Raw genomic sequence first — 21,464 nt, 5'->3', positions numbered from 1 at the left:
TGTCTCCTGGGGGACGCGCCGGCTGTGCCGCCGGCGTCGGTTTACAGCGCGTATTGCAGAATGGCCCGGCAGGCCGCGCTTTCGTTGGGGGGAATGGCGTAGGGGTCGTGCGGCGCCAGGCGATGCAACAGCACCTGGTCGGCCAGCTGCGCGCGGCTTTCCAGGCCGGCGCCCGTGGCTTCCCAGCGCAGCGCGGCCATCGATACCGCGTGGTACAGCAGCGATGCGGCCTGGCGGGCGAGTTCGGCGTGGTCGCCTTGCGCGGCGTGTTCGGCCAGCGCGAAGGTCTTGTCCAGCGCCTGGGCCTGGCGTTCGGCCAGCGCGGGCGGGCAAGGCGCGCCCTCGGCCAGCAAGCGGTCGACATGGGCGCGCAGCGCGGGCAGGGAATGTTCTTTCTTGATGGCGCGCAGCACATCCAGCGCGACGATGTTGCTGGTGCCTTCCCAGATGGAACCCAGGTGGGCGTCGCGCACCAGGCGCGGTTCGGTCCATTCCTCGATGTAGCCGCAGCCGCCGCGCACTTCCATCGCGTCGCCGGTTACCTTGCGCGCATCGCGGCAGGCGCGGAACTTGATCAGCGGCGTCAGGATGCGGGCCAGTGCGGGATCGGCGGCGCCCTGGTCCGCGTCGGCCAGCGCCCGGGCTGTCTGGAACATGACGCTGCGGGCCTGTTCGGCCCATACCGTCATCTTGACCAGCTGGCGTTGCATCAGCGGCATGTCGATCAGGCGTTTGCCGAAGGCGCGGCGGTGTTGCGACACGTAGACGGCCTCGGTGACCGCGCGGCGCATCAGGCCGGCCGCGCGCATGCCGTTGGACAGGCGCGAGTTGTTGATCATGTCGGCCATGTGCTTGAAGCCGCGGCCGCGTTCGCCCACCAGCCAGGCCACGGCCCCTTCCAGGCGGATTTCGCCGCTGGCCATCGAGCGGGTTCCCAGCTTGTCCTTCAACCGCAGGATGCGGTAGTGGTTGTGGCTGCCGTCGGCCAGATCGCGTGGCAGCAGGAACAGCGACACGCCCTTCAGGCCCGGCTGCGGTTCGCTGCGGGCCAGCACCATCGCGAATCCCGCGTCGGGGTTCGAGCAAAACCATTTGTCGCCGTGGATACGCCAGGTACCGTCGTCTTGCGCCTCGGCCGTGACCTCGGTGGCGCTGACGTCCGAACCCGCGCCCTGTTCGGTCATGAACATGGCGCCTTGGCGCAACGTGTCGAAATCCTGGGAGGTCACCTGGGGCAGCACGCGTTCGACCAGCGCCGGGTCGCCGAACTTGCGCAGCGTGCGCGCCAGCGAATCCGTCATGCTGACCGGGCAGCACAGGCCGAATTCCGCCTGCACGAACAGGTGGCTTAGCGCGTATTTGGCGGCGGCCGGCATGGGTTCCGGCCAGCCCAGCACGCCGCCGCGGTGCGAAAGCGCCGCCAGGCCGAATTCACTGTAGGCCAGGCGTTCCAGCTCGACATAGGCGGGGTGCTTGTCGACGCGGGATTCGTCGGTGCCGGCGCGGCTGCGCACGGACAGGGTGGGGGGATGCTTGTCCGCCGTGGAGGCCAACTCGTCCATGACGCCGCCGGCCAGTCCACCCAGCCGTTGCAGGTGCGGCAGCAAGTGCGCGTGCAGCGGGGGCGGCAGGTAGCGCTGGCTGAGGGCCGCGGCATAGGGATCGGCGTCGAAGAGGTTCAGGCCGCGGGAGTCCGGAACGGGCGTGACGGCAGTGGCGATCGGGGGGATCTTCGGGGCATCCATGGCGGCATCCTGCAAAAGACGGGGGAAGATGGCGATGTTGCGCGGGTCGATTAATCTATACAAATACCGTTTTTGTGTAGAACAATTCATAAAAAATATGGATCGGAAGACGCCGTGGATCTGGACCCCCGCCTGTTGCGCTATTTCATCGCGGTCGCCGAAGAGCGGCATTTCAGCCGCGCCGCCGCGCGCCTGCACATTTCGCAGCCGCCGCTGAGCTACGCCATTCGCCAGCTGGAATACAACGTGGGTGCGCGCCTGCTGGCCCGCACCAGCCGCCACGTGGAACTGACCGATGCCGGGCAGGTGCTGTACCGCGAGGCGCTGACCCTGTTGCGCCAGGCCGAGGAGGTGCGCACGCTGGTGCAACGGGTGGACGCGGGCTTGCGGGGCCGGCTGCGCATCGGTTTCGTGGGATCGATGCTGTATCGCGGCCTGCCGGCGCTGCTGAACGCCATGCGCGCCGAGCTTCCCGATGTGGAGCACGTGCTGACCGAGCTGAACTCCCACGAGCAGATCGAAGCCGTTCGGCGCGGCGAACAGGACTTGGGCTTCATCCACGCCAACCCGGTGCCGGACGAGGTCCAGGCGCGCGATCTGGTGGCCGAGCCGTTTGTTGTCTGCCTGCCGGATTCGCACCCGCTGGCGGATCGGGCGTCGCTGCGATTGGCGGACCTGGCGGGCGACGATTTCGTGTTCTTTGCCCGCGCGGCGTCGCCCAGCTATTACGAAACGGTGCTATCGATGTGCGTGGCGTCGGGATTCATGCCGGTGATCCGGCACGAGGTACGCCACTGGCTAAGCGTGGCGTCGCTGGTGTCGCAGGGCCTGGGGGTGTCGATCGTGCCGGCCTGCCTGTCGCGTAGCGGCCTGGCGGGCACGCGTTTCATCGCTTTCCCGCACGAGGCGCGCTCCATCAGCCAGGTGATCTGGCCAGCGCAGGCGGGCTCGCCACTGCAGCAGAAGGCGATGGCGCTGGTGGCGCGCCAGTATCCGCCCGCTGCGACAGGCTGAGATCAGCGGAACACGACGGTCTTGTTGCGGTTCAGCAGGATGCGGTGTTCGACGTGGCTGCGCACGGCGCGCGACAGCACCAGGGATTCGATGTCGCTGCCGACCTGGGTCAGGTCCTGGGCGGTCATCGTGTGGTCGACGCGTTCGATATCCTGGTCGATGATCGGACCTTCGTCCAGATCGGACGTCACATAGTGAGCGGTGGCGCCGATGATCTTCACGCCGCGCGCATGCGCCTGGTGATAGGGGCGGGCGCCCTTGAAACTGGGCAGGAAGCTGTGGTGGATGTTGATGGCGCGGCCGTTCAGCGCGCGGCACATGTCCGCCGACAGGATCTGCATGTAGCGGGCCAGCACCACCAGGTCGGCATTCGACTGCTCGACAATTTTCAGCACCTGCTTTTCCTGTTCCGCCTTGGTGTCCGGCGTGACCGGCAGGTGGTGGAACGGGATGCCATAGGAGGCCGCCAGGCCGGCGTAATCGTTGTGGTTCGACACGATTGCGGCCACTTCGGCGTGCAAATGCCCGCTATGCACGCGGAACAGCAGGTCATTCAGGCAGTGGCCCTGCTTGCTGACCATGATCAGCAGGCGCTCTTTGCGGCGCGCATCGTGAAGCTTCAGGTCCATGCCGTATTCGCCCGACATGGCGTCCAGCCGGGCCCGCAGGTCGTCGGCGGCCACGGCGGCGGGCAGGTCGAAGTGCACGCGCAGGAAGAACTGGCCCGTTTCCTCGTCGCCGAACTGTTGGGAATCCAGGATGTTGCAACCCAATTCGAACAACAGGCCGCTGACGCGGTAGACGATGCCGGTGCGGTCGGGGCAGGACAGGGTCAGGATGTAGTCGTTGTGCTGCATGGTGCGGAAATAGGCCAGGAAAGGAAAGGGATGGGGCGGAGTCAGGCGGTCAGGCGCGCCAGGGCTTCTTCCGCCAGGGCCAGGCTGGAGGTCAGCCCGGGAGATTCGATGCCGAACAGATTGACCAGGCCGGGCACGCCGTGCACGGCGGGGCCAGCGATGACGAAGTCGGCGGCGGGTTCATGCGGGCCGGAGATCTTGGGCCGGATGCCGGTGTAGCCGGGCGCCAGGGCGTCGTCGGGCAAAGCGGGCCAGTAGCTGCGCACCGCTTCGTAGAACACCTCGGCGCGGGCCGGGTCCAGTGTGTAGTCTTCGGTGCCAACCCACTCGGTGTCGGGGCCGAACTTGGCTTGGCCGCCCATGTCCAGCGTCAGATGCACGCCCAGGCCGGCGTGTTGCGGCACGGGGTAGATCAAGCGCGAGAACGGAGCGCGGCCGGACAGTGTGAAATAGCTACCCTTGCACAGGTAGTCGGTGGGGATGCTGGCGGGCGGCACGCCGTCGATGCGGCGGGCCAGCGCCGGCGCCTGCAAGCCCGCCGAATTGATCAGCACGTTGCAGGTCAGGGTCATGGCTTCATCGCCGCCGAATTGCAGAGCGAACCCGCCCTCGGGGCGGGCGCGGCCGGACACCAGCGGCGTATGGAACACGCATTGGGCGCCGGCGTTTTCGGCGTCACCCTGGAACGACAGCATCAGCGCGTGGCTGTCGACGATGCCGGTCGACGGCGATACCAGCGCGGCCGTGCATTGCAGCGCGGGCTCCAGGCGCATGGCGTCTTCGCCGGAAATGTATTGCAGGTCATCGACGCCGTTGGCACGGGCGCGCTGCGCGATGCCTTCCAGCTGCGCGGCCTGTTCGCGGTTGGTGGCCACGATCAGCTTGCCCAGCCGCTTGTGCGGGATGGCGCGTTCGGCGCAGTAGGCGTACAGCAGGTGCTTGCCGCGCACGCAAAGCCGCGCCTTCAGGCTGCCCGCGGGGTAATAGATGCCCGCGTGGATGACTTCGGAATTGCGCGAGCTGGTGCCGGTGCCGATCGCTTCCGTGGCTTCGGCCACCAGCACTTCGCGGCCGGACTGGGCCAGCGCGCGGGCAATCGCCAGGCCCACCACGCCCGCGCCGATGACGACGCAATCGACGTCCACGCTCATGACGTCTTCCTTTCGGACCGCGATCCGGCCGGGGTCAGGTCGAAACCGCCTGCGTGGAACACCAGCGGTGGTTCGCTGCTGTGGCCGCAGCGCTCGACCTCGCCCACCATGATGATGTGGTCGCCTTCTTCGTAGCGGCTGCGGTTGCGGCATTCGAACCAGGCGGCGCAATGACCGTCCAGCATCGGCGTGCCGCCGGGCGCGTGGTGCACGGTCAGGCCAGCGTAGCGGTCCGGCGTCTTGCCGGTGGCGAAACGCCGCGCCAGCGCGATCTGTTCGGCGCTAAGCACGTTGACCACATAGCGTTCGCACTGTTCGAACGCCGCCAGCGAGGACGAACCGCGCGACAGGCTCCAGAGGATCAGCGGCGGGTTCAGCGACACTGAATTGAAGGAGCTGACCGTCAGCCCGATGGGCGCGCCGTCGAGGCCGGCGGCGGTGACCACCGTTACGCCGGTGGCATAGCGGCCCAGCGCGGTACGGAAGAATGAGGCGTCAAAGTCAGGGGAGGAGGCGGGCATGCAATCGTTAAGTCGGGCGGGCGCGCAAGGCGCCCGGCATCAAGGCGACAGGCGTTCGATATTCCAGGCCGTGCCGTCGGCGACATAGCGCAGGCGGTCGTGCAAGCGCGACGGCCTGCCTTGCCAGAACTCGAAAGCGGTGGGCTTCAGGCGGTAACCGCCCCAGTGCGGCGGACGCGGCGGCTGTTCGCCGAACCGTTCGCGGAATTCCTGTTCGCGCGCTTCCAGCGCTTCACGGGTGATGGGCTGGCTTTGGCGCGAGGCCCACGCGCCGATGCGCGATCCGGCGGGGCGGCTGTGATAGTACGCGTCCGACTCTTCGGCAGCGACTTTTTCCACCGCGCCTTCGATCCGCACCTGGCGTTCCAGCGGCTGCCAGAAGAACAGCAGGCAGGCGCGCGGCTCGGCCGCCAGGTCCTGGCCCTTGCGGGATTCATAGTTGGTGAAGAACGTGAAGCCGTGCTCGTCAAAGCCCTTGATGAGGACGATGCGGGCGCTGGGCTGCCCGGTGGCGTCCACCGTGGCCAGGGTCATGGCGTTGGGTTCCGGCACCTTGGCGGCCAGCGCTTCGTCGAACCAGCGGGCAAACTGCTGGAACGGCGAGGCGGCGGCCTGGCTTTCCAGCAGGACGTTCTTTTCGTAGCTTTGACGCAGATCGGAGACGGACATGAGGCGTGGGATTCAGCGTTGATAACAGGGAGTTTATACCGCTTGGGGCATCGCTCCCTTATTGACCCCGCGCAGGTCTCAGGCATGTTTCCCGCCGGGCGGCGGGCAGGGGTGGTCAGGCGCCTTCGGGTAGCGGCCGCCCATCAAGTTCCAGCCGGCGGGCGATGGCGTCCAGCCGGGCGTCATGGATGCCGGCGGCCCGCAGCGCCTGGGCCGTCTGGACCACGTAGTCGGTGCACGGCCCGTAGCGGCCGGCGGCCCGGCGCACGATGGCCAGCAGCTCGGCGTCGGGCAGGGCGCGGATGTAGGCCGGATTGTCGCGGTTCATGATGAAAACCAGGGCGCGGACGGGGCCGGTGTCGGTCGCGCAGTTGATCCAGCGCGGCAGATAGGCGCCGGTGGACATTTCACGTTCCCAGAGCGCGGGGAAATAGGTGGGGACCTGGTCGCCGGCCAGACGGTAGACCACGCCCCGGCAGGAGCCGCCGCGGTCCAGGCCGAACACCAGTCCGGGGCATTCCGGGGTGCCGCGGTTCACGCGCGACCACAGGCACAACGCCCGGTGATGCCCGCGCAAGGTCGCCAGGCGGCGTTCCATGAAGTCGAAGTCGGGGCGCCAGATGAGTGATCCGTACCCATATACCCAGACGTCTTCCCCCGACTGCCAGTGCTGCAGCGCCTGGTCCAGCGAAGCCCGTCTTTCTTCGGGCGTCCACAAGCGGAAGGGCAGGCTGGCGCCAGCGATGGCGGAAGAAGGGGACGGCGTGTTCACGACTACGGGTTCCGGTCAGATTCGAGCGGGGGGTTGCGGTTGGCCCAGCCGCCCGCCATCAAGGCCAGCGAATAGGCCCAGAACAAGGGGGCGACACCAATTACCGCGCCCAGCGCGCCGAAGGTCAATGGCAGGGACACCTGGGATCCGTTGATCAGCGCCATCCGTAAACCAACGGCTTCGGCGGCGCGGCCAGGCGGCGAATGCTGGTGCAGCAGGGATAGCATACTCGGTTGGCAGCACCCCAAGGCAAGGCCGAGGATGAACGACAGCACGATCAGGACGGTAACGTCGGTGAACAACGGGTAAAGCATGAAATCGATCGCCGCCGTCGCCATGGCCACCCGGACGAGCGTCCAGGATCGGACCCGGCGCATGATCAGCGGCAATATCAGGCGAATGACGAACGTTGCCGCCGCGAAGGACGCAAGAATGACGCCGATCGTGGTGGCTGACAGCCCGATCGCGACGCCGAAGATGGGAACGACGAACAAATGGGTATCCCAGGCGCCAGACAGGATGGTGTTGACCATCAAGATCCGGCGTAGAGCCGGAACTGCCAGCAATTCGGTCACCCGTCGGCGCTGGGCCTCTTTGGCGCCCGCCAGTTGCGAATCCACGGCCTTCAATTGGTGACGCAAGGCATACAGGCCGATGCCCGACAAGATGGGGCCCAGGGCCAGCAGCCCGAAGGCGGTGCGCGTACCCAGATGGTCGATCGCCAGCCCGGCGATCAGCGGCCCGGAAAATCCCGACCCGGCCAGCGCAAGCGACATGAACGAGAAGTTGCGCAGGCGCTGCGCGGGTTCCGCGTGGCCCAGCAAGTCTTGCGTGGCGACCTGGTGCAGCATGAAGCCAATGCCGATGCAGCAGGACGCAATCAGCAAGGCGGTCTGTGTCTGCGAGATAAAGGGTAAAGCGGTGCCGATCGCGACCAAAGCCGTCCCGATGACGAGCGGGCGAACGATGCCCACCCGGTCGACCCAGCGGCCGGCGCGCACCGAGAACAACATCGGCAGCACGGCAAACACGGCGACCAGGGTGCCCACCTTGAAGGTGGACAGGCCCATTTGCAGCGCCGTGAGTGAAACGGTGATCCGTCCCCCGGTCAGCGCCACGTGATTCATCATTGCCAGCAGGCACAGCAGCACCGCCCCGGAAAATTCCGGGGAACTTGAAGGCGAGGAGGGGGATCTGTGAGAGGTAGGCACGGCGTAACTGCATTCATTCTGGGCGCATCGTCGGCCTATGTCGAGGCGCGGCGTTTTTGCAGTGCCGCAAATTGTTTCAAGCCCGGGTGGCAAGATAGGCGCCATCTACTGCGCAAGTCGGCGACTTAGGGGGCAAGATGGCGGCATGTTCGGCGTATGTGCAAAAAAGGCGGTTCCGCGCATGCGCCGCAGTCGTTGTATCGTTCTCGCAACGGAACAATCCGGCGACCGCCGGACGGACCGGTACTGCTTTACTGTTTTTCACCGTTTTGGCACAGATTGGCCATCGTTTGGCAGGGTCGCCCGTTTAGGATGGGCGCCTGTGCTTCGCAATACCGGCGCGGGTCCGCAGCCCCCGTCTCCTATCACCAGGTTCAATGAAAAAGCCCCGCAGCAAGTTCAAGCGTTATGCGTTGATCGCCGTCGTCGTCCTTCTTGTGGCGTTCGCTTTGCGCGCCGTCTTTTTTTCAGCGCCGCCGCCGCCCACCTTCGCGGTGGGCGAGGTCAGCCGGGCGAACCTCGAGGACAGTGTCCTGGCCAGCGGCACCATCGACGCCATCGAACGCGTCAGTGTGGGCGCCCAGGCCACCGGCCAGTTGAAGTCCCTGAAAGTGGAACTGGGCGACCGCGTCAAGAAAGGCCAATTGGTCGCCGAAATCGACGACCTGACCCAGCAGAACGAACTGCGCAACGCGGAGGCGGCCCTGCAGACGCGGCGCGCCGAACGCGCGGCCAAGGTCGCCACGCTGAAGCAGGCCGAATTGGCGTTCAAACGCCAGCGCCAGATGCTGGCGGCCGATGCCAGTTCGCGTGAGGCCTATGAGACGGCCGAGGCGACGCTGGCCGTGACGCGTGCCGAGATCGCCTCGCTGGACGCGCAGATCGCGCAGGCCGAAATCCAGGTGGACACCGCCCGTGTCAACTTGGGCTACACGCGCATCGTCTCGCCCATCGACGGCATGGTGGTGGCGGTGGTGACCAAGGAAGGCCAGACCGTCAACTCCATCCAGAGCGCGCCGACCATCATCAAGGTGGCCCAGGTGGACACCATGACGATCAAGGCCCAGATCTCGGAAGCCGACGTCACCCGCGTGAAGGCCGGCCTGCCCGTGTACTTCACGATCCTGGGCGAACCCGATCAACGCTATCAGGCCAAGCTGCGCGCGGTGGAGCCCGCGCCGGACTCCATCCAGAAGGAAGACGCCACGTCGTCGCTCACGTCTTCCAGCGGCAGTTCCACCACCGCCGCCGTCTATTACAACGGCTTGTTCGATGTGCCCAACCCCGATGAAAAGCTGCGCATTTCGATGACCGCCCAGGTTTTCATCGTGCTGGGCGAAGCCAAGGATGCCGTCGTGGTGCCGGCCTCGGCGCTGGGCAAGCGCGGCAAAGACGGCCGCTATACCGTGCGCGTGGTCTTGAAAGACAACAAGACCGAGGAGCGCCAGGTCAAGATCGGCATGAATAACAACGTGCAGGCGCAAGTGCTGGAAGGGCTGGAGGTGGGCGAGCGGGTCGTGACGGCGGATTCCGCGCCTGCGGCTGCCGCAGCGCGGGGAGGCTGACATGGGCGGACCGCTGATCTCGCTTTCCGGGGTGCGCCGCGAGTTCCCTGCGGGCGAGCAGACCATTGCCGTCTTGAAAGACATCGACCTGACCATCGAGGCGGGCGAAATGGTCGCCATCGTGGGGGCGTCCGGTTCGGGCAAGTCCACGCTGATGAATATTCTGGGCTGCCTGGACCGCCCGACCCGTGGCGATTACCGAGTCAGCGGCCGCAGCACGGGCGAGCTGGACCCCGACGAACTGGCCGAACTGCGGCGCGAGCACTTCGGCTTTATCTTCCAGCGCTATCACCTGTTGTCGGACCTGACCGCGCAAGGCAATGTGGAAATGCCGGCCGTATATGCCGGCAAGCGGCGCGAGGCCCGGACGGCCCGCGCCGAGGAACTGCTGAAGCGGCTGGGGCTGGGCGACCGGTCGGAACACCGGCCCGGCCAGTTGTCGGGCGGCCAGCAGCAGCGCGTGAGCATCGCGCGCGCGCTGATGAACGGCGGCGACATCATTCTGGCCGACGAACCCACTGGCGCGCTGGACACGCACACCGGGCAGGAAGTGCTGCGCATCCTGGAAGAGCTGAACGCGGCCGGCCACACCATCATCATCGTCACGCACGACATGAATGTGGCCCGTCACGCGCAGCGCATCATCGAGATCAGCGACGGCGAGATCGTCGCGGACAAGCGCAATCCCGACGCGCCGCGCGTGGACGCCGAGCGTGATGCGCCGCCGGAACTGCCCAAGCGGCCCGCCTGGCAGTCGTACCTGGACCGTTGCGGCGAAGCGCTGCGCATGGCGCTGCTGTCCATGAACGCCCACCGGCTGCGCACGTCGCTGACCATGCTGGGCATCATCATCGGCATCGCGGCGGTGGTGTCGGTGGTGGCGCTGGGCGAAGGGTCGCGGCGCAAGATCCTGGAAGACATCAGCGCCATCGGCACCAACACCGTCGAAGTGTTCCCCGGCAAGGACTTCGGCGATGAAAAAGCCGTCACTATCCGCACGCTGGTTGCGGCCGACGCCGACGCGCTGGCCCGCGAACCCTATGTGGACAGCGTCACGCCGGAAGTCACCACCAGCAACACGCTGCGCTACCGCAACGTGTCCGTGAACGGGTCGATCCAGGGCGTGGGCGAACAGTATTTCCGCGTGCGGGCCATCAAACTGGCGCAGGGCAAGTTCTTCGACGAGACCAGCGTGGTGCGCCGCGCGCAGGAAGTGGTGATCGACGAAGGCACAAGGCGTACCTTGTTCGGTTCGCACACGGAACCGATCGGCCAGGTCGTGTTCTTGGGGTCGATGCCCGCCCGCGTGATTGGCGTGACCGAGAAAAAAGAATCCGTCTTCGGCAACAACGAATCGCTGAATGTCTGGATCCCCTACACCACGGCGCTGTCGCGCGTGCTGGGCCAGCAGCACTTGAAGAGCATCACGGTGCGCGTCAACGACGCCACGCCGCCAGCGGCGGCCGAACGCGCCATCGAGCGCGTGCTGGTCCGGCGCCACGTGGTGAAGGACTTCTTTGTGTTCAACACGGACGCGATCCGCAAGACCATCGAACGCACGACGGCCACCATGACTTTGCTGGTGTCCCTGATTGCGCTGATTTCGCTGATGGTGGGGGGGATCGGGGTGATGAACATCATGCTGGTGTCCGTTACCGAGCGCACCCGCGAGATCGGCGTGCGCATGGCGGTGGGCGCGCGCCGCAGCGACATCATGCAGCAGTTCCTGATCGAAGCGGTACTGGTCTGCCTGATCGGGGGCGCGCTGGGCATCATCCTGTCGCTGGCGCTGGGCGTGCTGGTGTCCAAGGCCACGGGCGGTTCGTTCCAGATGATTTATTCCACGGCATCGATGGTGGCGGCATTCACGTGCTCGACGCTGATCGGTGTGCTTTTTGGCTATTTGCCGGCGCGCAATGCGGCGCGTCTGGATCCCGTCGAGGCGTTGGCCCGGGAATGAGGACAATGAAAGCGGTTTCCCTGATTCGCACACCCGCCGCCCTGGCGCTGCTTCTGGCGCTGGGCGGTTGCGGCAGCCTGTTGCGCACCGATTACGAACCGCCGCTGACCCAGGCGCCCGCCGCCTGGACGCACGCCGCACCCGGTGCCGCGCAAGCGCCGTTGGCCGACGGCGGCGCCTGGTGGCGCAATTTCAACGACCCGGTCTTGAACGGGCTGGTCGATGCCGTGCTGGCGCGTAACAACGACCTGGCCGCCGCGGCGATCCGCGTGCGCCGCGCGCAGTACCAGGCGGGGCTGACCGAGGACCAATTGACGCCGCAATTGGGCGGCAGCGCCAACGTGGCACGCAACCGCAATCTGTACGGCGACCGCGCGATCACACGCACCAACACCGCTGAACTGACCGTCGGCTACGAGGTGGACCTGTGGGGCAAGCTGTCGCGCCAGCGCGACGCGGCCCAATGGGAAGCGCTAGCCACCGAAGAGGACCGGGCGGCCGCGGCCTTGTCGCTGGTGGGCACCACGGCCACGCTGTACTGGCAGACCGCCTTCATCAATCAGCGCATCGCCAGCAGCGACGAGAGCATCGCCTATGCGCGCCGCACGCAGGACCTGGTGCGCGCGCAATACGCGGCGGGCGGCGCATCGGCGCTGGAACTGGCGGAAGCCGAACAGACCGTGGCCAGCCAGCAGGCAGCCCGCACCTTGCTGGTTCAACAGCGCGTGGAATACACGAATGCGCTGACGATTCTGTTCGATGGGCCGCCGGACCGCAGCATGGCCGACCCGGCCCGCTTGCCGCAGTATCCCTTGCCCGAAGCGCGCGCCGGCGTTCCCGCCGACCTGCTGGGCCGCCGCCCGGACCTGCGCGCGGCCGAGCTGCGTTTGCGCGAAGCCTTGGCAACGGTGGACGCCACCCGCGCGAGTTTCTATCCGCCGGTGACGCTGACGGGCGCGGTGGGCACCGCCAGCCCGACGCTCTCCAGCATGCTGCAAAACCCCGTTGCGTCGCTGGGCGTGGGCTTGACGCTGCCGTTCCTGCAATGGACGCAGATGCAACTGAACATCAAGATCTCCAAGGCGGACTACGAAGAGCGTGTCGTCAATTTCCGCCAATCGCTGTATCAGGCGATGGCGGACGTGGAGAACGCGCTGTCGAACCGGACGCAGCTGGCCTTGCAGGCGGAACAACTGGCGGTGTCGCTGCGGGCCGCGCGGGACGCGGAGCGCTTGTACGAAGTGCGCTACCGGGCAGGGGCCGTGTCGTTGAAGGACTGGCTGGACGCGCAGGAAAAGCGCCGGACGGCCGAGATTGCGCGGGACGAGAACGGGTTGAATCGGTTGGTGAATCAGGTGACGGTGTATCAGGCGCTTGGCGGGGATGATGTCGTGGCGCGTGATGTCGGGGTCGATGCCGGGGCTGATGTCTCGGGTTCTTGATACGCCCGGCGTAGCGGTGGCTCGCGTGCGCGTGTGCAACAGCCAACAATGCCCTTGGCCTATAAAATACCCGCCATGAACTCGCCCGATCATCCGATTCCGCCCGCCGACCTGGATCGCCGCTTCGGCGGCCTGTCCCGTTTGTACGGCCCCCAAGCGCCCGCACGTTTGCAAACCGCCCATGTTGCGGTGGCAGGCCTGGGGGGCGTCGGTTCGTGGACCGTCGAGGCCTTGGCGCGTTGCGGGGTTGGCGCCCTGACCCTGATCGACCTGGACCATATCGCCGAATCCAACGTCAACCGGCAGATCCACGCGCTGTCGTCCACGCTGGGGCAATCCAAGGTGGATGCCATGGCGGAACGGGTGCTGGCGATCAATCCGGAATGCCGGCTGACGCGGGTGGATGACTTCGTGTCGCCCGAGAACGTCGCTGACGTACTGCCCGGGCCCTACACCGTCATCATCGATTGCACCGACCAGGCCACGGCCAAGATCGCGATGATCCTGCATGCGCGTGCGCTGGCGGTGCCGATGCTGCTGTGCGGGGGGGCCGGTGGCAAGACGGATCCGCTGGCGTTGCGGGCCGGCGACCTGTCGGCCGCGGTGAATGACGCCTTGCTGGCCAAGTTGCGTAACAAACTGCGCAAGGAACACGGCTTTCCACGCGCTTCCGATCAGAACGGCAAGGCGCTCAAGCGCGTGCCGAAGATGGGCATCCATGCCCTTTGGTTTGACCAGCCCGCCATCCTGCCCGACGCCTGGACCCGCCCCGTCGAGGGCGAGGACGACCTGGGCGCTTCGGGTCTGAACATCGCGCCGCAAGGGCTGTCGTGCGCGGGCTACGGTTCGGTCGTGACGGTGACGGCCGCCATGGGCATGGCGGCCGCCAACGAGGCGCTGCGGCTGGCGATCTGATCGCCCGCCGGGTTTCGTACCCCGGTCTCGGGCGCGATGAAGGTCGTCGGGCTCCTCGAGCCTTGCGTCACAGCGCCACGAACACGATCCCGTCTTCGATCCTGACGGGGTAGGTCGCCACGTTTTCCCGCAACGGGGAACATAGCGCCCGGCCGTCGCGCACGTCGAAGCGGCCCTGGTGCAAGGGGCACTCGATTTCGTGGCCTTCCAGGAAACCGTCGCACAGGCGGGCGTTGCCGTGCGTACAGAGGTTGGACGTCGCGTAGACCTCGCCGTCGACGCCATACAGCGCGATCTCGCGGCCGCCCGCCTGCACGGCGATGACGTCTTCGTCCGGCACATCGGCCCGCGCGATGGCCTTGATCCATTGCGTGCTCATAGCGGCTTTCCTTGTCAGATGGGGTAGATGAGCGAATTGGGGATCAGTTCGCTGTCGAAAATGCACAGCCGCGATTCGAATTTCAGGCCGTCGGGCGTCTGGCGCACCACGTCCAGGTAGCGGCCCACGTTGAATACGGTGGTCAGCTGGCTGGGCTTGGTGCGGAACACCGCGTAGCTGGCCTCGGATTCGATGCGGTCGCTGTCCACCGACAGCACGCGCGGCGCGCCCACGACGTGGCGTTGGTAGTAGGGGTCATGGAAGATCGTGTCCGTGGCGCCGTAGATGCGGTCCTTCAGCATGCCGCGGCTTTCAAAGGCCATGGTCGCCAGGGGGTAGCCGCGTTCGTGGTTTTCACGCGGCAGCACCTTGTACGTGCAGGCTTCCAGGAAGAACTCCGGCCATTTCTCCCATTCCTCCGCATCCAGCGCGGCGGCGTAGTCGGCATACAGGCGGGTCAGCTGGTAATAGAGCGGAAAGTCCAGCATCGTCATGCCTCCATCACGCGGCGCCAATACGCGTACATGCCGCGGATCAGCGTTTCGGTGACCATGTGGCTGGTGTTTTCGGCGGTCTTGCCGCCCAATTCCGCCACGCTGCGGTGCCAGGGCTTCTGTTGAAAACCCGCTTGCGAGAATTCGATGACCTCGCCGTCATCGGCCGACACGAAGCCGGCCGGCCCGAACAGATTGGCCTGGCGCAGGCGCCGGCGCGTCATCTCGGGCGTGTCGTCGGCAAAGCCGAAGTGGGTCCAGACGAAGTCGAAGGCGTCATGGCCAACGGGCTGGATATGGCGGGTGGACAGCGAATTCACCTGCTGCTGAATGATGACGCTGGGAAACAGCGTCATCAGCACGGCGGTCGGGCCGTTCCACCAGGGTTCCTGGACGATGTCGAGGAAGCGGTCGTCGTTCAGGGACATCTGTTCCTTGAAGCTGGATACGCCGCTGGTGACACTGCCTTTGCCGCCCTGGCCGCGTGTGGAGATCATGGCGGCGTGGCGGAAGTGCCGGTCCATCTTCAGTTCCGAGCGGTTGTCCGCACGCCACAGGCCGAAGGTGACGAACCAGGTGTGCAGCAGACCGGGGTGGTAGGGGTCCTTGATGTTCTCCTGCATCAGTTTCCAGTTGCCCGGGATGCGCTGGCGGCTGTAGCCGTGAATCACCAGTTCGCGGCCGTCGAAGACGCGGTCGAAATAGTGCAGGATGTCGGGCCCCAGGTAGTCTTCCAGCGGCTCCACGTCAGGGTCGAACGCGGCGAACACCACGCCGTTGCGGCAAGCCACCGCCAATTTGGTCAGGCTGTGCGCTTCGGGATCGAAATCGGGCGGCATGCCGCCGTTCACCTTGCCATCCTGCTTCACGCCGCGTCGGAACGGCACGCCGATCAGATTGCCTTGCAGGTCGTAGTTCCATTGGTGATAAGGGCAGACGAATTCGCTGCGATTGCCGGCGCGTTCGCGGCAGAACTGCACGCCACGGTGGGCGCACACGTTTTCCACCACACGCACCTGGCCGTCGCTGTCGCGCACCAGGATGACGGATCGTTCCCCCACGGCGGTGCGCTTGAAGTCGCCCGGGTTGGGAATTTCGGCCTCCAGGCCCACGTAGCTCCAGTGCCCGCGGTAGAAGAAGCGTTCCAGCTCGCGTTGGTGCAATGCGGCATCGGTGTAAACGCCGAAGGGGATGCGGTGAGAGCCGTCGCCCTGCCAGGGCGGGCCGAAAGCAAGCGGTTGTTCGGGGGTGTTCATGGGCGGCCTCGTGCGTGGCCGCCCCGGCAACAGGGCATGGCGGGGTGCATGGTTTGTCTCCATTTTCGTCTGGCCCGCCTGGGGCGGACCGGGGGCCGGCGCGGCATCGGCGCAGGCAGTTTTCGCATCATCTTCGGGCAGGTGGCGGAATAAATAAATAGAATCTGCTTGATAAGCCTAATCACCAGAATCAATATTGGTGGAGACACGCGCATGAACCTGAAAGACGTGGACTTGAATCTGCTGGTCGTCTTCAACGAATTGCAGAAGCACGGCCGGGTGTCCGCCGTGGCGCAAAGCCTGGGTATTTCGCAACCCGGCGTCAGCAATGCGCTGGCGCGTTTGCGCAAATTGCTGGGTGACGAGTTGTTCCTGCGCACGTCGCGCGGCATGGTACCGACGCCCTACGCGGAATCGCTGGCCCAGCCCATTGCCGATGCGCTGAGTGCGTTGCTCGTCACGTTGAACGCTCGCGCGCGCTTTGACCCGGCGCGCAGCGAGCGGGCGTTCGTGATCGGCGTGAACGACGTGGGCGAAACCTATTTTCTGCCGCGCCTGATGCGGGCGCTGGATGGCGCGGCCCCCGGCGTCACGATACGGACCGTGCGCACGACGTCGATCGACGTGAAAGACGAAATGGAGCGCGGCCGCATCGACTTGGCCATGGGTTTCCTGCCGGGTCTGAAAAGCGGCTTTTTCCAGCGAAAATTGTTCAGCCAGCCGTATGTGTGCGTCTTTCGGCGCGGCCACCCTCTGGCGCGCACAGGCGTGTCGGCCAAACAGTTCCGCGCGGCCGAGCACGTGGCCATCGTGTCCGAAGGCACGGGCCACGGGGTGGTGGACGAGGTGATCGAGCAAGCCGGCATCCGCCGCCGCCTGCGGCTGACGGTGCCGCATTTCATGGCGGTGGGGCCCGTGCTGGCCGCCACCGATATGATCGCGGTCGTGCCGCGGCGCTTTGCCGATTGCGCCTGTGAGCCTTTCGGGCTGGCGACGGCGCCTTGTCCGGTGAAGATCCCGGAATCCGTCATCAACGTGTTCTGGCACGCCCGCAGCCACCGCGAACCCGCCAACCAGTGGTTGCGGCAAGTGGTGGTGGACGAGTTCGCGGACTAAGGCGGGGTTGGAACGGGCTGGCGCGGAATCGGCGCTCAGGATTCTCGCAGCGTGACCGTGAACCAGCCGCGAAGCGCGTTGGACAGCCGGATCTCGTCGGCCTCGTGCAGATCGGCCAGGGTCAACACCCGTTCCTGGACATTGCCGGTGTCCAACAGTTCGCCGCGCTGCACGCCGGGCAGGCAGCCGCTTTCCACCGGCGGGGTGTACCAACGGCCGCCCATGCGCAGATACACGTTGCTGCGGCTGCCTTCGCACAGTTCGCCGCGCTCGTTCAGATACAGCAGGTCAAAGATATGCGGATGCGCCGGCAGCCATTCGATCGTCTTGGTGTACCAGGGGCGGTGCGTGGTTTTGTAGCGCAGCAGCGGCTCCGAAGCGCGCAGCGTCTCGGGCGCCAGCATGACTTCCTGGACGGCCGGCAGCGGCGGCAGCCGGGCGGTCTGGATATGGCGGGAGCCGTCGCGGGCAACCAGCAGGCGCAGGCGGTGCGGGCCCGGCGTGACCAGGCCCGTCGCGGCGATCATGATGTCGCCTTCCACGGCCCGGCCGCCCCAGGGGTAGCCCAGCGCCTTGCAGGACGCCTCCAGGCGCTGCAGGTGGCGGGCCAGCAGGGGCACGCGCTGTTCGGCATCGACCAGGATGGTCTCGATCAATTCAGGTTGCATGGGACTCTCCTGGGAAATGGCGAGCGGCGCCGCGCTCTATGCTACTACCGCTGCCGGCGTTGTTTCCAGCGTGACCCTGCCGGCCAGGGGGGGCCGCCATCAGGCGCGCAGGATACGGGCCTTCCAGTGGCACTCCTGCCATTCCTCGGCGGGATCCGAGTCGTGCACGATGCCGCCGCCGACGCTGTAGACGCCGCCGCCGGCCGGGTCCAGGACCAGGGTGCGGATCGCCACATTCAACGAAAAGTCGCCGTCCGGCGCCAGCCAGCCCACGCTGCCGCAGTACAGGCCGCGCGGGGCGGTCTCCATTTGGCGAATGCGCCGCATGGCGGCCACCTTGGGAGCGCCGGTAATGGAACCGCAGGGAAACAGGGCGTGCAGCACGTCTTGCAGCGTGGCATCCGGCGCCAACGCCGACACCGTGGACGTCATGGTCCAGACGGTGGGATAGCGCTCCAGCGAGAACAGCGCGTCGACCGTGACCGAACCGGGCTCGGCCAGCCGGCCCAGGTCATTGCGCAGCAGGTCCACGATCATCAGGTTTTCGGCGCGGTTCTTTTCGCTGGCCAGCAATTCCTGGCCCAGCCGCGCATCCTCGACGGGATCGGGATGGCGCGGCGCGGTGCCTTTCATCGGGCGGGTCGTCAGCCGCGCGCCGTCGCGCCGCACAAAGAGTTCGGGTGAAAAAGACAGTACCGTGCGGTCGCCATCCTCGATGAACGCGCCGTGGGCCACCGGGTTGCGGGCGGCGATGCGACGGTAGAGCGTGGCCGGATCGCCCTGGTATTGCAGATCAAGCGCCTGCGTGAAATTGACCTGATACAGCTCGCCGTCGCCGATCAGGCCGCGGATGGCGTCGATCTGGCGCACGTAGCCGGCTTCGGTCATGCGTGGCGTGGGCAGGCTGATGGAGGCGGGCGCGCTGTTGGCATCCGGCGCGTCCCAGGGGGCGTCGTCCACCTTGCGGTCGAACACCAGCGCGGTCAGGCGGGGGCGCCCGTCATCCTGCGGGGGCGTCCAGGGGCCCGCGGGCGCGGGCAGGGCTGCTTCAGGCAACAGCCATTCGCCCAGTTCGTAGTCCAGCAGCAGGGCGACCCATCGCCCCTGCCGCCGCGCGGCCTCGATGGCCGCCAGCGCGGGGACGACTTCGGCCGCGGCGCGCGCTTCGATGCGGGAGCAAAAGCCCTCGAACCGCAGCGCGCGGCCTGCCAGCCGGTCTTCAAAACGACATTCCATGCGTGTTACTGCTGTTGTTGTTGCGCCAGGAATTCCGTAAGGACGCGTCCGGTGTGGGAGTGGTCGGCCAGGGTCATCACATATTCCGGCGAGCCTTCGCCCACCAGCTTGCCGCCGCCCGTGCCGCCTTCGGGGCCCAGGTCCAGCAGCCAGTCGGCTTCGGCGATGACGTCCAGATTATGCTCAATCACGACGACCGTGTTGCCCGCTTCCACCAGACGATGCAGCACATGGATCAGCTTTTCCACGTCGGCCATGGACAGGCCCACGGTGGGTTCGTCCAGCACGTACAGCGTATGCGGGATGCGGGACGCGCGGCCGGTCTTGATCAGGCCGTCGGTCAGGCGCGCCTTGGAAAGTTCGGTCACCAGCTTGATGCGCTGCGCCTCGCCGCCGGACAGGGTTGGCGACGGCTGGCCCAATGTCAGGTAACCCAGCCCCACGTCCTGCATCAACTGCAGCGGCCGGTGAATCTTGGGGTGCGCCGCGAAGTAGCCGATGGCGTCGTCCACTTCCATGGACAGCAGTTCGCCCGCGTTCTTGCCGCGCATCTGCACGCTGAGCGTGTCGCTATTGAAGCGCGCGCCGTTGCAGGCGTCGCACGGCACCTTCACGTCTGGCAGGAAGTTCATTTCAATGGTGCGCATGCCCTGGCCTTCGCAGATCGGGCAGCGGCCATCGCCGGTATTGAACGAGAAGCGCGCCGCCGTCCAGCCGCGCATGCGGGCTTCGCGGGTGTCGGCGAACTGCTTGCGCACGTCGTCCCAGAACCCCACATACGTGGCGGGGCACGAGCGCGGCGTCTTGCCGATGGGGGTCTGGTCCACTTCCAGCACGCGGTCGATGGCTTCCCAGCCCTTGATGCTTTCGCAACCCGCCCAGCCCGGCGACTTGCCTTGCGAGACGGCCTGGCTCAGGTTGTCCAGCAGTACTTCGCGCGCCAGCGTCGACTTGCCGGAACCCGACACGCCTGTCACGACGCTCAGGCGGCCCACCGGGATCTTGGCGTCCACGCTGCGCAGATTGTGCAGGCGCGCGCCGCGGATCTCGATCATCGGCGTGTCGGCTTCGACGGGCCGGCGGCCTTGCAGCGGGTGTTGCAGCGGCGTTTTTAGATACCGTCCGGTGACGGATTCCGGCGCATCCATCAAATCCTGCACGGAACCTTCGGCCACGACGCGGCCGCCGCGGATGCCCGCGCCCGGCCCGATGTCGATCACGTGCGAGGCGCGGCGGATCGTGTCTTCGTCGTGTTCGACCACCACCAGCGTGTTGCCGTTTTCTTCCAGGCGGGCCAGCGCATTCAGCAGAATGCGATTGTCGCGCGGATGCAGGCCGATGGTGGGTTCATCCAGCACGTAGCAGACGCCTTGCAGGTTGGACCCCAACTGCGCGGCCAATCGGATGCGCTGCGCTTCGCCGCCGGACAGCGTCGGGGCGGCGCGGTCCAGCGCCAGGTAGTTCAGGCCCACTTCCTGCATGAAATTCAGGCGGCCGCGGATTTCGGTCAGGATATCGCGGGCGATCTCGCCTTCCCGGCCGCGCGCCACCAGTCCGGTAAAGAAGGTGTGCGCGTCCGACACCGGCAGCGAAGCCAGTTCGGCGATCGATTTGTCGCGCCAGCGCACGGCGCGCGCCACGCGATTCAGGCGTTGCCCGTCGCACTGCGTGCAGGCGCGGGCTTCGCCTTCGTACCAGGCGTTCCAGGCGGTTTCCTCGCCGGTCTGCTCTTCGTCGAACCCCTGCAATTGCAGGCCCGTGCCGAAGCACCCCGTGCACCAGCCGTGCTTGGAGTTGTACGAGAACAGGCGTGGATCGGGTTCCGGGAAGCTGGTGCCGCACGACGGGCACGCGCGCTTGACCGAAAAATGCTGTTGCTGCAATTCGCTGTTCAGCGCTTCGTGCAGCTTGTTCACCGGCCAGACCACCGACATCACGCCCTGGCCGTTTTCCAGCGCGCTCTTGACGGCGGCGCGCAGGTCGGCTTCGTTGGCGGGGTCCACCACCACGTCCGCCACCGGCAGCTCGATGGTGTGTTCCTTATAGCGGTCCAGGCGCGGCCAGGGGGCCACGGGGATGAACTCGCCGTCCACGCGCAGATGCGAATGGCCCTTCGAACCGGCCCACTTGGCCAGATCCGTGTAATAGCCCTTGCGCGCGGTCACCAGCGGGGACAACAGGCCGATGTGCACGCCCTTGTGGTCGCGCAGCAGGCGGGCCACGATCTGGTCGGTGTTCTGCGGCTCGACGGCCACGTTGCAATCCGGGCAGTACTGGGTGCCCAGCTTCACGTACAGCAGGCGCAGGAAATGGTGGATTTCCGTCATCGTGGCCACGGTGGACTTGCGGCCCCCGCGGCTGGTGCGCTGTTCGATGGCCACGGTGGGCGGAATGCCGAAGATGGCGTCCACGTCCGGCTTGCCGGCCGGCTGCACGATGGCGCGCGCGTAGGCGTTCAGCGATTCCAGGTAGCGGCGCGGGGCTTCGTTGAAC

Annotated in this window: 19 protein-coding genes; 6 read left to right on the top strand and 13 right to left on the bottom strand. The window is 66.5% G+C overall.

All coding sequences use genetic code 11. From position 1 onward, the window contains the following. Nucleotides 1-41: 41 nt before the first annotated feature. Nucleotides 42-1,745: an acyl-CoA dehydrogenase family protein gene (locus ACE039_RS11155; protein ID WP_485822383.1), complete on the bottom strand. Its 1,704-nt coding sequence runs from the start codon at nt 1,743-1,745 to the stop codon at nt 42-44. A 114-nt stretch (nt 1,746-1,859) separates the two neighbouring features. Here ACE039_RS11155 and ACE039_RS11150 point away from each other — a divergent pair, with 114 nt between their 5' ends. Further along, on the top strand, nt 1,860-2,759 hold the full coding sequence (locus ACE039_RS11150; RefSeq protein WP_485822382.1) for a LysR family transcriptional regulator: 900 nt from the start codon (nt 1,860-1,862) through the stop codon (nt 2,757-2,759). Between the two features lie 2 nt (nt 2,760-2,761). On the opposite strand, the gene purU is transcribed toward ACE039_RS11150, so the two are convergent. From purU to ACE039_RS11120, 6 genes are all read right to left on the bottom strand, one after another. Then, nucleotides 2,762-3,616, bottom strand: coding sequence for a formyltetrahydrofolate deformylase (purU, locus tag ACE039_RS11145; protein ID WP_448713098.1), 855 nt, complete (start codon nt 3,614-3,616; stop codon nt 2,762-2,764). A gap of 41 nt (nt 3,617-3,657) precedes the next feature. Next, nucleotides 3,658-4,767: an NAD(P)/FAD-dependent oxidoreductase gene (locus ACE039_RS11140; RefSeq protein ID WP_485822381.1), complete on the bottom strand. Its 1,110-nt coding sequence runs from the start codon at nt 4,765-4,767 to the stop codon at nt 3,658-3,660. Continuing rightward, the gene (locus tag ACE039_RS11135; protein WP_105555408.1) at nt 4,764-5,288 is read right to left on the bottom strand and encodes a flavin reductase family protein; all 525 of its coding nucleotides are present in this window, start codon (nt 5,286-5,288) and stop codon (nt 4,764-4,766) included. The genes ACE039_RS11140 and ACE039_RS11135 overlap by 4 nt, the downstream gene beginning before the upstream one ends. A gap of 39 nt (nt 5,289-5,327) precedes the next feature. Next, the gene (pdxH, locus tag ACE039_RS11130) at nt 5,328-5,957 is read right to left on the bottom strand and encodes a pyridoxamine 5'-phosphate oxidase (RefSeq protein WP_105555407.1); all 630 of its coding nucleotides are present in this window, start codon (nt 5,955-5,957) and stop codon (nt 5,328-5,330) included. A 115-nt stretch (nt 5,958-6,072) separates the two neighbouring features. Continuing rightward, nucleotides 6,073-6,729: a gamma-glutamylcyclotransferase gene (locus ACE039_RS11125; RefSeq protein WP_448713096.1), complete on the bottom strand. Its 657-nt coding sequence runs from the start codon at nt 6,727-6,729 to the stop codon at nt 6,073-6,075. 2 nt (nt 6,730-6,731) lie between these two features. Next, a complete protein-coding gene (locus tag ACE039_RS11120; RefSeq protein WP_485822455.1) occupies nt 6,732-7,859 on the bottom strand; it encodes an MFS transporter in 1,128 nt (375 codons plus the stop codon). Nucleotides 7,860-8,317: 458 nt separating this feature from the next. Here ACE039_RS11120 and ACE039_RS11115 point away from each other — a divergent pair, with 458 nt between their 5' ends. The 4 genes from ACE039_RS11115 (at nt 8,318) to ACE039_RS11100 (ending at nt 13,822) form a co-directional block, all read left to right on the top strand. Beyond that, entirely contained in the window at nt 8,318-9,505 is a 1,188-nt protein-coding gene (locus ACE039_RS11115; RefSeq protein ID WP_485811862.1) for an efflux RND transporter periplasmic adaptor subunit, read from the top strand. A gap of 1 nt (nt 9,506) precedes the next feature. Next, nucleotides 9,507-11,465 (top strand): MacB family efflux pump subunit, encoded by a 1,959-nt coding sequence (locus ACE039_RS11110; RefSeq protein ID WP_485822380.1) that lies wholly within the window; start codon nt 9,507-9,509, stop codon nt 11,463-11,465. Between the two features lie 5 nt (nt 11,466-11,470). Beyond that, nucleotides 11,471-12,907, top strand: coding sequence for an efflux transporter outer membrane subunit (locus ACE039_RS11105; RefSeq protein ID WP_485822379.1), 1,437 nt, complete (start codon nt 11,471-11,473; stop codon nt 12,905-12,907). Nucleotides 12,908-12,982: 75 nt separating this feature from the next. Further along, entirely contained in the window at nt 12,983-13,822 is an 840-nt protein-coding gene (locus ACE039_RS11100; RefSeq protein WP_485822378.1) for a tRNA threonylcarbamoyladenosine dehydratase, read from the top strand. 67 nt (nt 13,823-13,889) lie between these two features. On the opposite strand, the gene ACE039_RS11095 is transcribed toward ACE039_RS11100, so the two are convergent. The 3 genes from ACE039_RS11095 to ACE039_RS11085 are packed head-to-tail and all read right to left on the bottom strand — an operon-like array spanning nt 13,890 to nt 15,951. After that, nucleotides 13,890-14,201 (bottom strand): non-heme iron oxygenase ferredoxin subunit, encoded by a 312-nt coding sequence (locus tag ACE039_RS11095; RefSeq protein WP_105555401.1) that lies wholly within the window; start codon nt 14,199-14,201, stop codon nt 13,890-13,892. Between the two features lie 14 nt (nt 14,202-14,215). Continuing rightward, nucleotides 14,216-14,689 (bottom strand): aromatic-ring-hydroxylating dioxygenase subunit beta, encoded by a 474-nt coding sequence (locus tag ACE039_RS11090; protein ID WP_485822454.1) that lies wholly within the window; start codon nt 14,687-14,689, stop codon nt 14,216-14,218. 2 nt (nt 14,690-14,691) lie between these two features. Beyond that, nucleotides 14,692-15,951: a Rieske 2Fe-2S domain-containing protein gene (locus ACE039_RS11085; RefSeq protein ID WP_485822377.1), complete on the bottom strand. Its 1,260-nt coding sequence runs from the start codon at nt 15,949-15,951 to the stop codon at nt 14,692-14,694. A gap of 213 nt (nt 15,952-16,164) precedes the next feature. Between ACE039_RS11085 and ACE039_RS11080 the strand changes: the two genes are divergently transcribed. Continuing rightward, complete coding sequence (locus tag ACE039_RS11080) at nt 16,165-17,067, top strand: LysR family transcriptional regulator (protein ID WP_485822376.1); 903 nt, start codon at nt 16,165-16,167, stop codon at nt 17,065-17,067. 35 nt (nt 17,068-17,102) lie between these two features. On the opposite strand, the gene ACE039_RS11075 is transcribed toward ACE039_RS11080, so the two are convergent. The 3 genes from ACE039_RS11075 to ACE039_RS11065 form a co-directional block, all read right to left on the bottom strand. Beyond that, complete coding sequence (locus tag ACE039_RS11075; protein WP_448708574.1) at nt 17,103-17,735, bottom strand: aminotransferase class IV family protein; 633 nt, start codon at nt 17,733-17,735, stop codon at nt 17,103-17,105. A gap of 99 nt (nt 17,736-17,834) precedes the next feature. Continuing rightward, the gene (locus ACE039_RS11070; protein WP_485822375.1) at nt 17,835-18,971 is read right to left on the bottom strand and encodes an aminodeoxychorismate synthase component I; all 1,137 of its coding nucleotides are present in this window, start codon (nt 18,969-18,971) and stop codon (nt 17,835-17,837) included. Between the two features lie 5 nt (nt 18,972-18,976). Beyond that, the coding region (locus ACE039_RS11065) for an excinuclease ABC subunit UvrA (protein WP_485822374.1) at nt 18,977-21,464 on the bottom strand (2,488 nt) is incomplete at its 5' end.

This window comes from Achromobacter maghribensis (assembly GCF_057334215.1).
This window is presented reverse-complemented; position numbering and strand designations above follow the sequence as displayed.

Coding starts and splice junctions, on each gene's coding strand:
- ACE039_RS11090 (WP_485822454.1), bottom strand. CDS start 14,689: ATGCTGGACTTTCCGCTCTATTACCAGCTGACCCGCCTGTATGCCGAC.
- pdxH (WP_105555407.1), bottom strand. CDS start 5,957: ATGTCCGTCTCCGATCTGCGTCAAAGCTACGAAAAGAACGTCCTGCTG.
- ACE039_RS11095 (WP_105555401.1), bottom strand. CDS start 14,201: ATGAGCACGCAATGGATCAAGGCCATCGCGCGGGCCGATGTGCCGGAC.
- ACE039_RS11135 (WP_105555408.1), bottom strand. CDS start 5,288: ATGCCCGCCTCCTCCCCTGACTTTGACGCCTCATTCTTCCGTACCGCG.
- ACE039_RS11085 (WP_485822377.1), bottom strand. CDS start 15,951: ATGAACACCCCCGAACAACCGCTTGCTTTCGGCCCGCCCTGGCAGGGC.
- ACE039_RS11115 (WP_485811862.1), top strand. CDS start 8,318: ATGAAAAAGCCCCGCAGCAAGTTCAAGCGTTATGCGTTGATCGCCGTC.
- purU (WP_448713098.1), bottom strand. CDS start 3,616: ATGCAGCACAACGACTACATCCTGACCCTGTCCTGCCCCGACCGCACC.
- ACE039_RS11070 (WP_485822375.1), bottom strand. CDS start 18,971: ATGGAATGTCGTTTTGAAGACCGGCTGGCAGGCCGCGCGCTGCGGTTC.
- ACE039_RS11110 (WP_485822380.1), top strand. CDS start 9,507: ATGGGCGGACCGCTGATCTCGCTTTCCGGGGTGCGCCGCGAGTTCCCT.
- ACE039_RS11140 (WP_485822381.1), bottom strand. CDS start 4,767: ATGAGCGTGGACGTCGATTGCGTCGTCATCGGCGCGGGCGTGGTGGGC.
- ACE039_RS11080 (WP_485822376.1), top strand. CDS start 16,165: ATGAACCTGAAAGACGTGGACTTGAATCTGCTGGTCGTCTTCAACGAA.
- ACE039_RS11155 (WP_485822383.1), bottom strand. CDS start 1,745: ATGGATGCCCCGAAGATCCCCCCGATCGCCACTGCCGTCACGCCCGTT.
- ACE039_RS11075 (WP_448708574.1), bottom strand. CDS start 17,735: ATGCAACCTGAATTGATCGAGACCATCCTGGTCGATGCCGAACAGCGC.
- ACE039_RS11105 (WP_485822379.1), top strand. CDS start 11,471: ATGAAAGCGGTTTCCCTGATTCGCACACCCGCCGCCCTGGCGCTGCTT.
- ACE039_RS11100 (WP_485822378.1), top strand. CDS start 12,983: ATGAACTCGCCCGATCATCCGATTCCGCCCGCCGACCTGGATCGCCGC.
- ACE039_RS11120 (WP_485822455.1), bottom strand. CDS start 7,859: ATGATGAATCACGTGGCGCTGACCGGGGGACGGATCACCGTTTCACTC.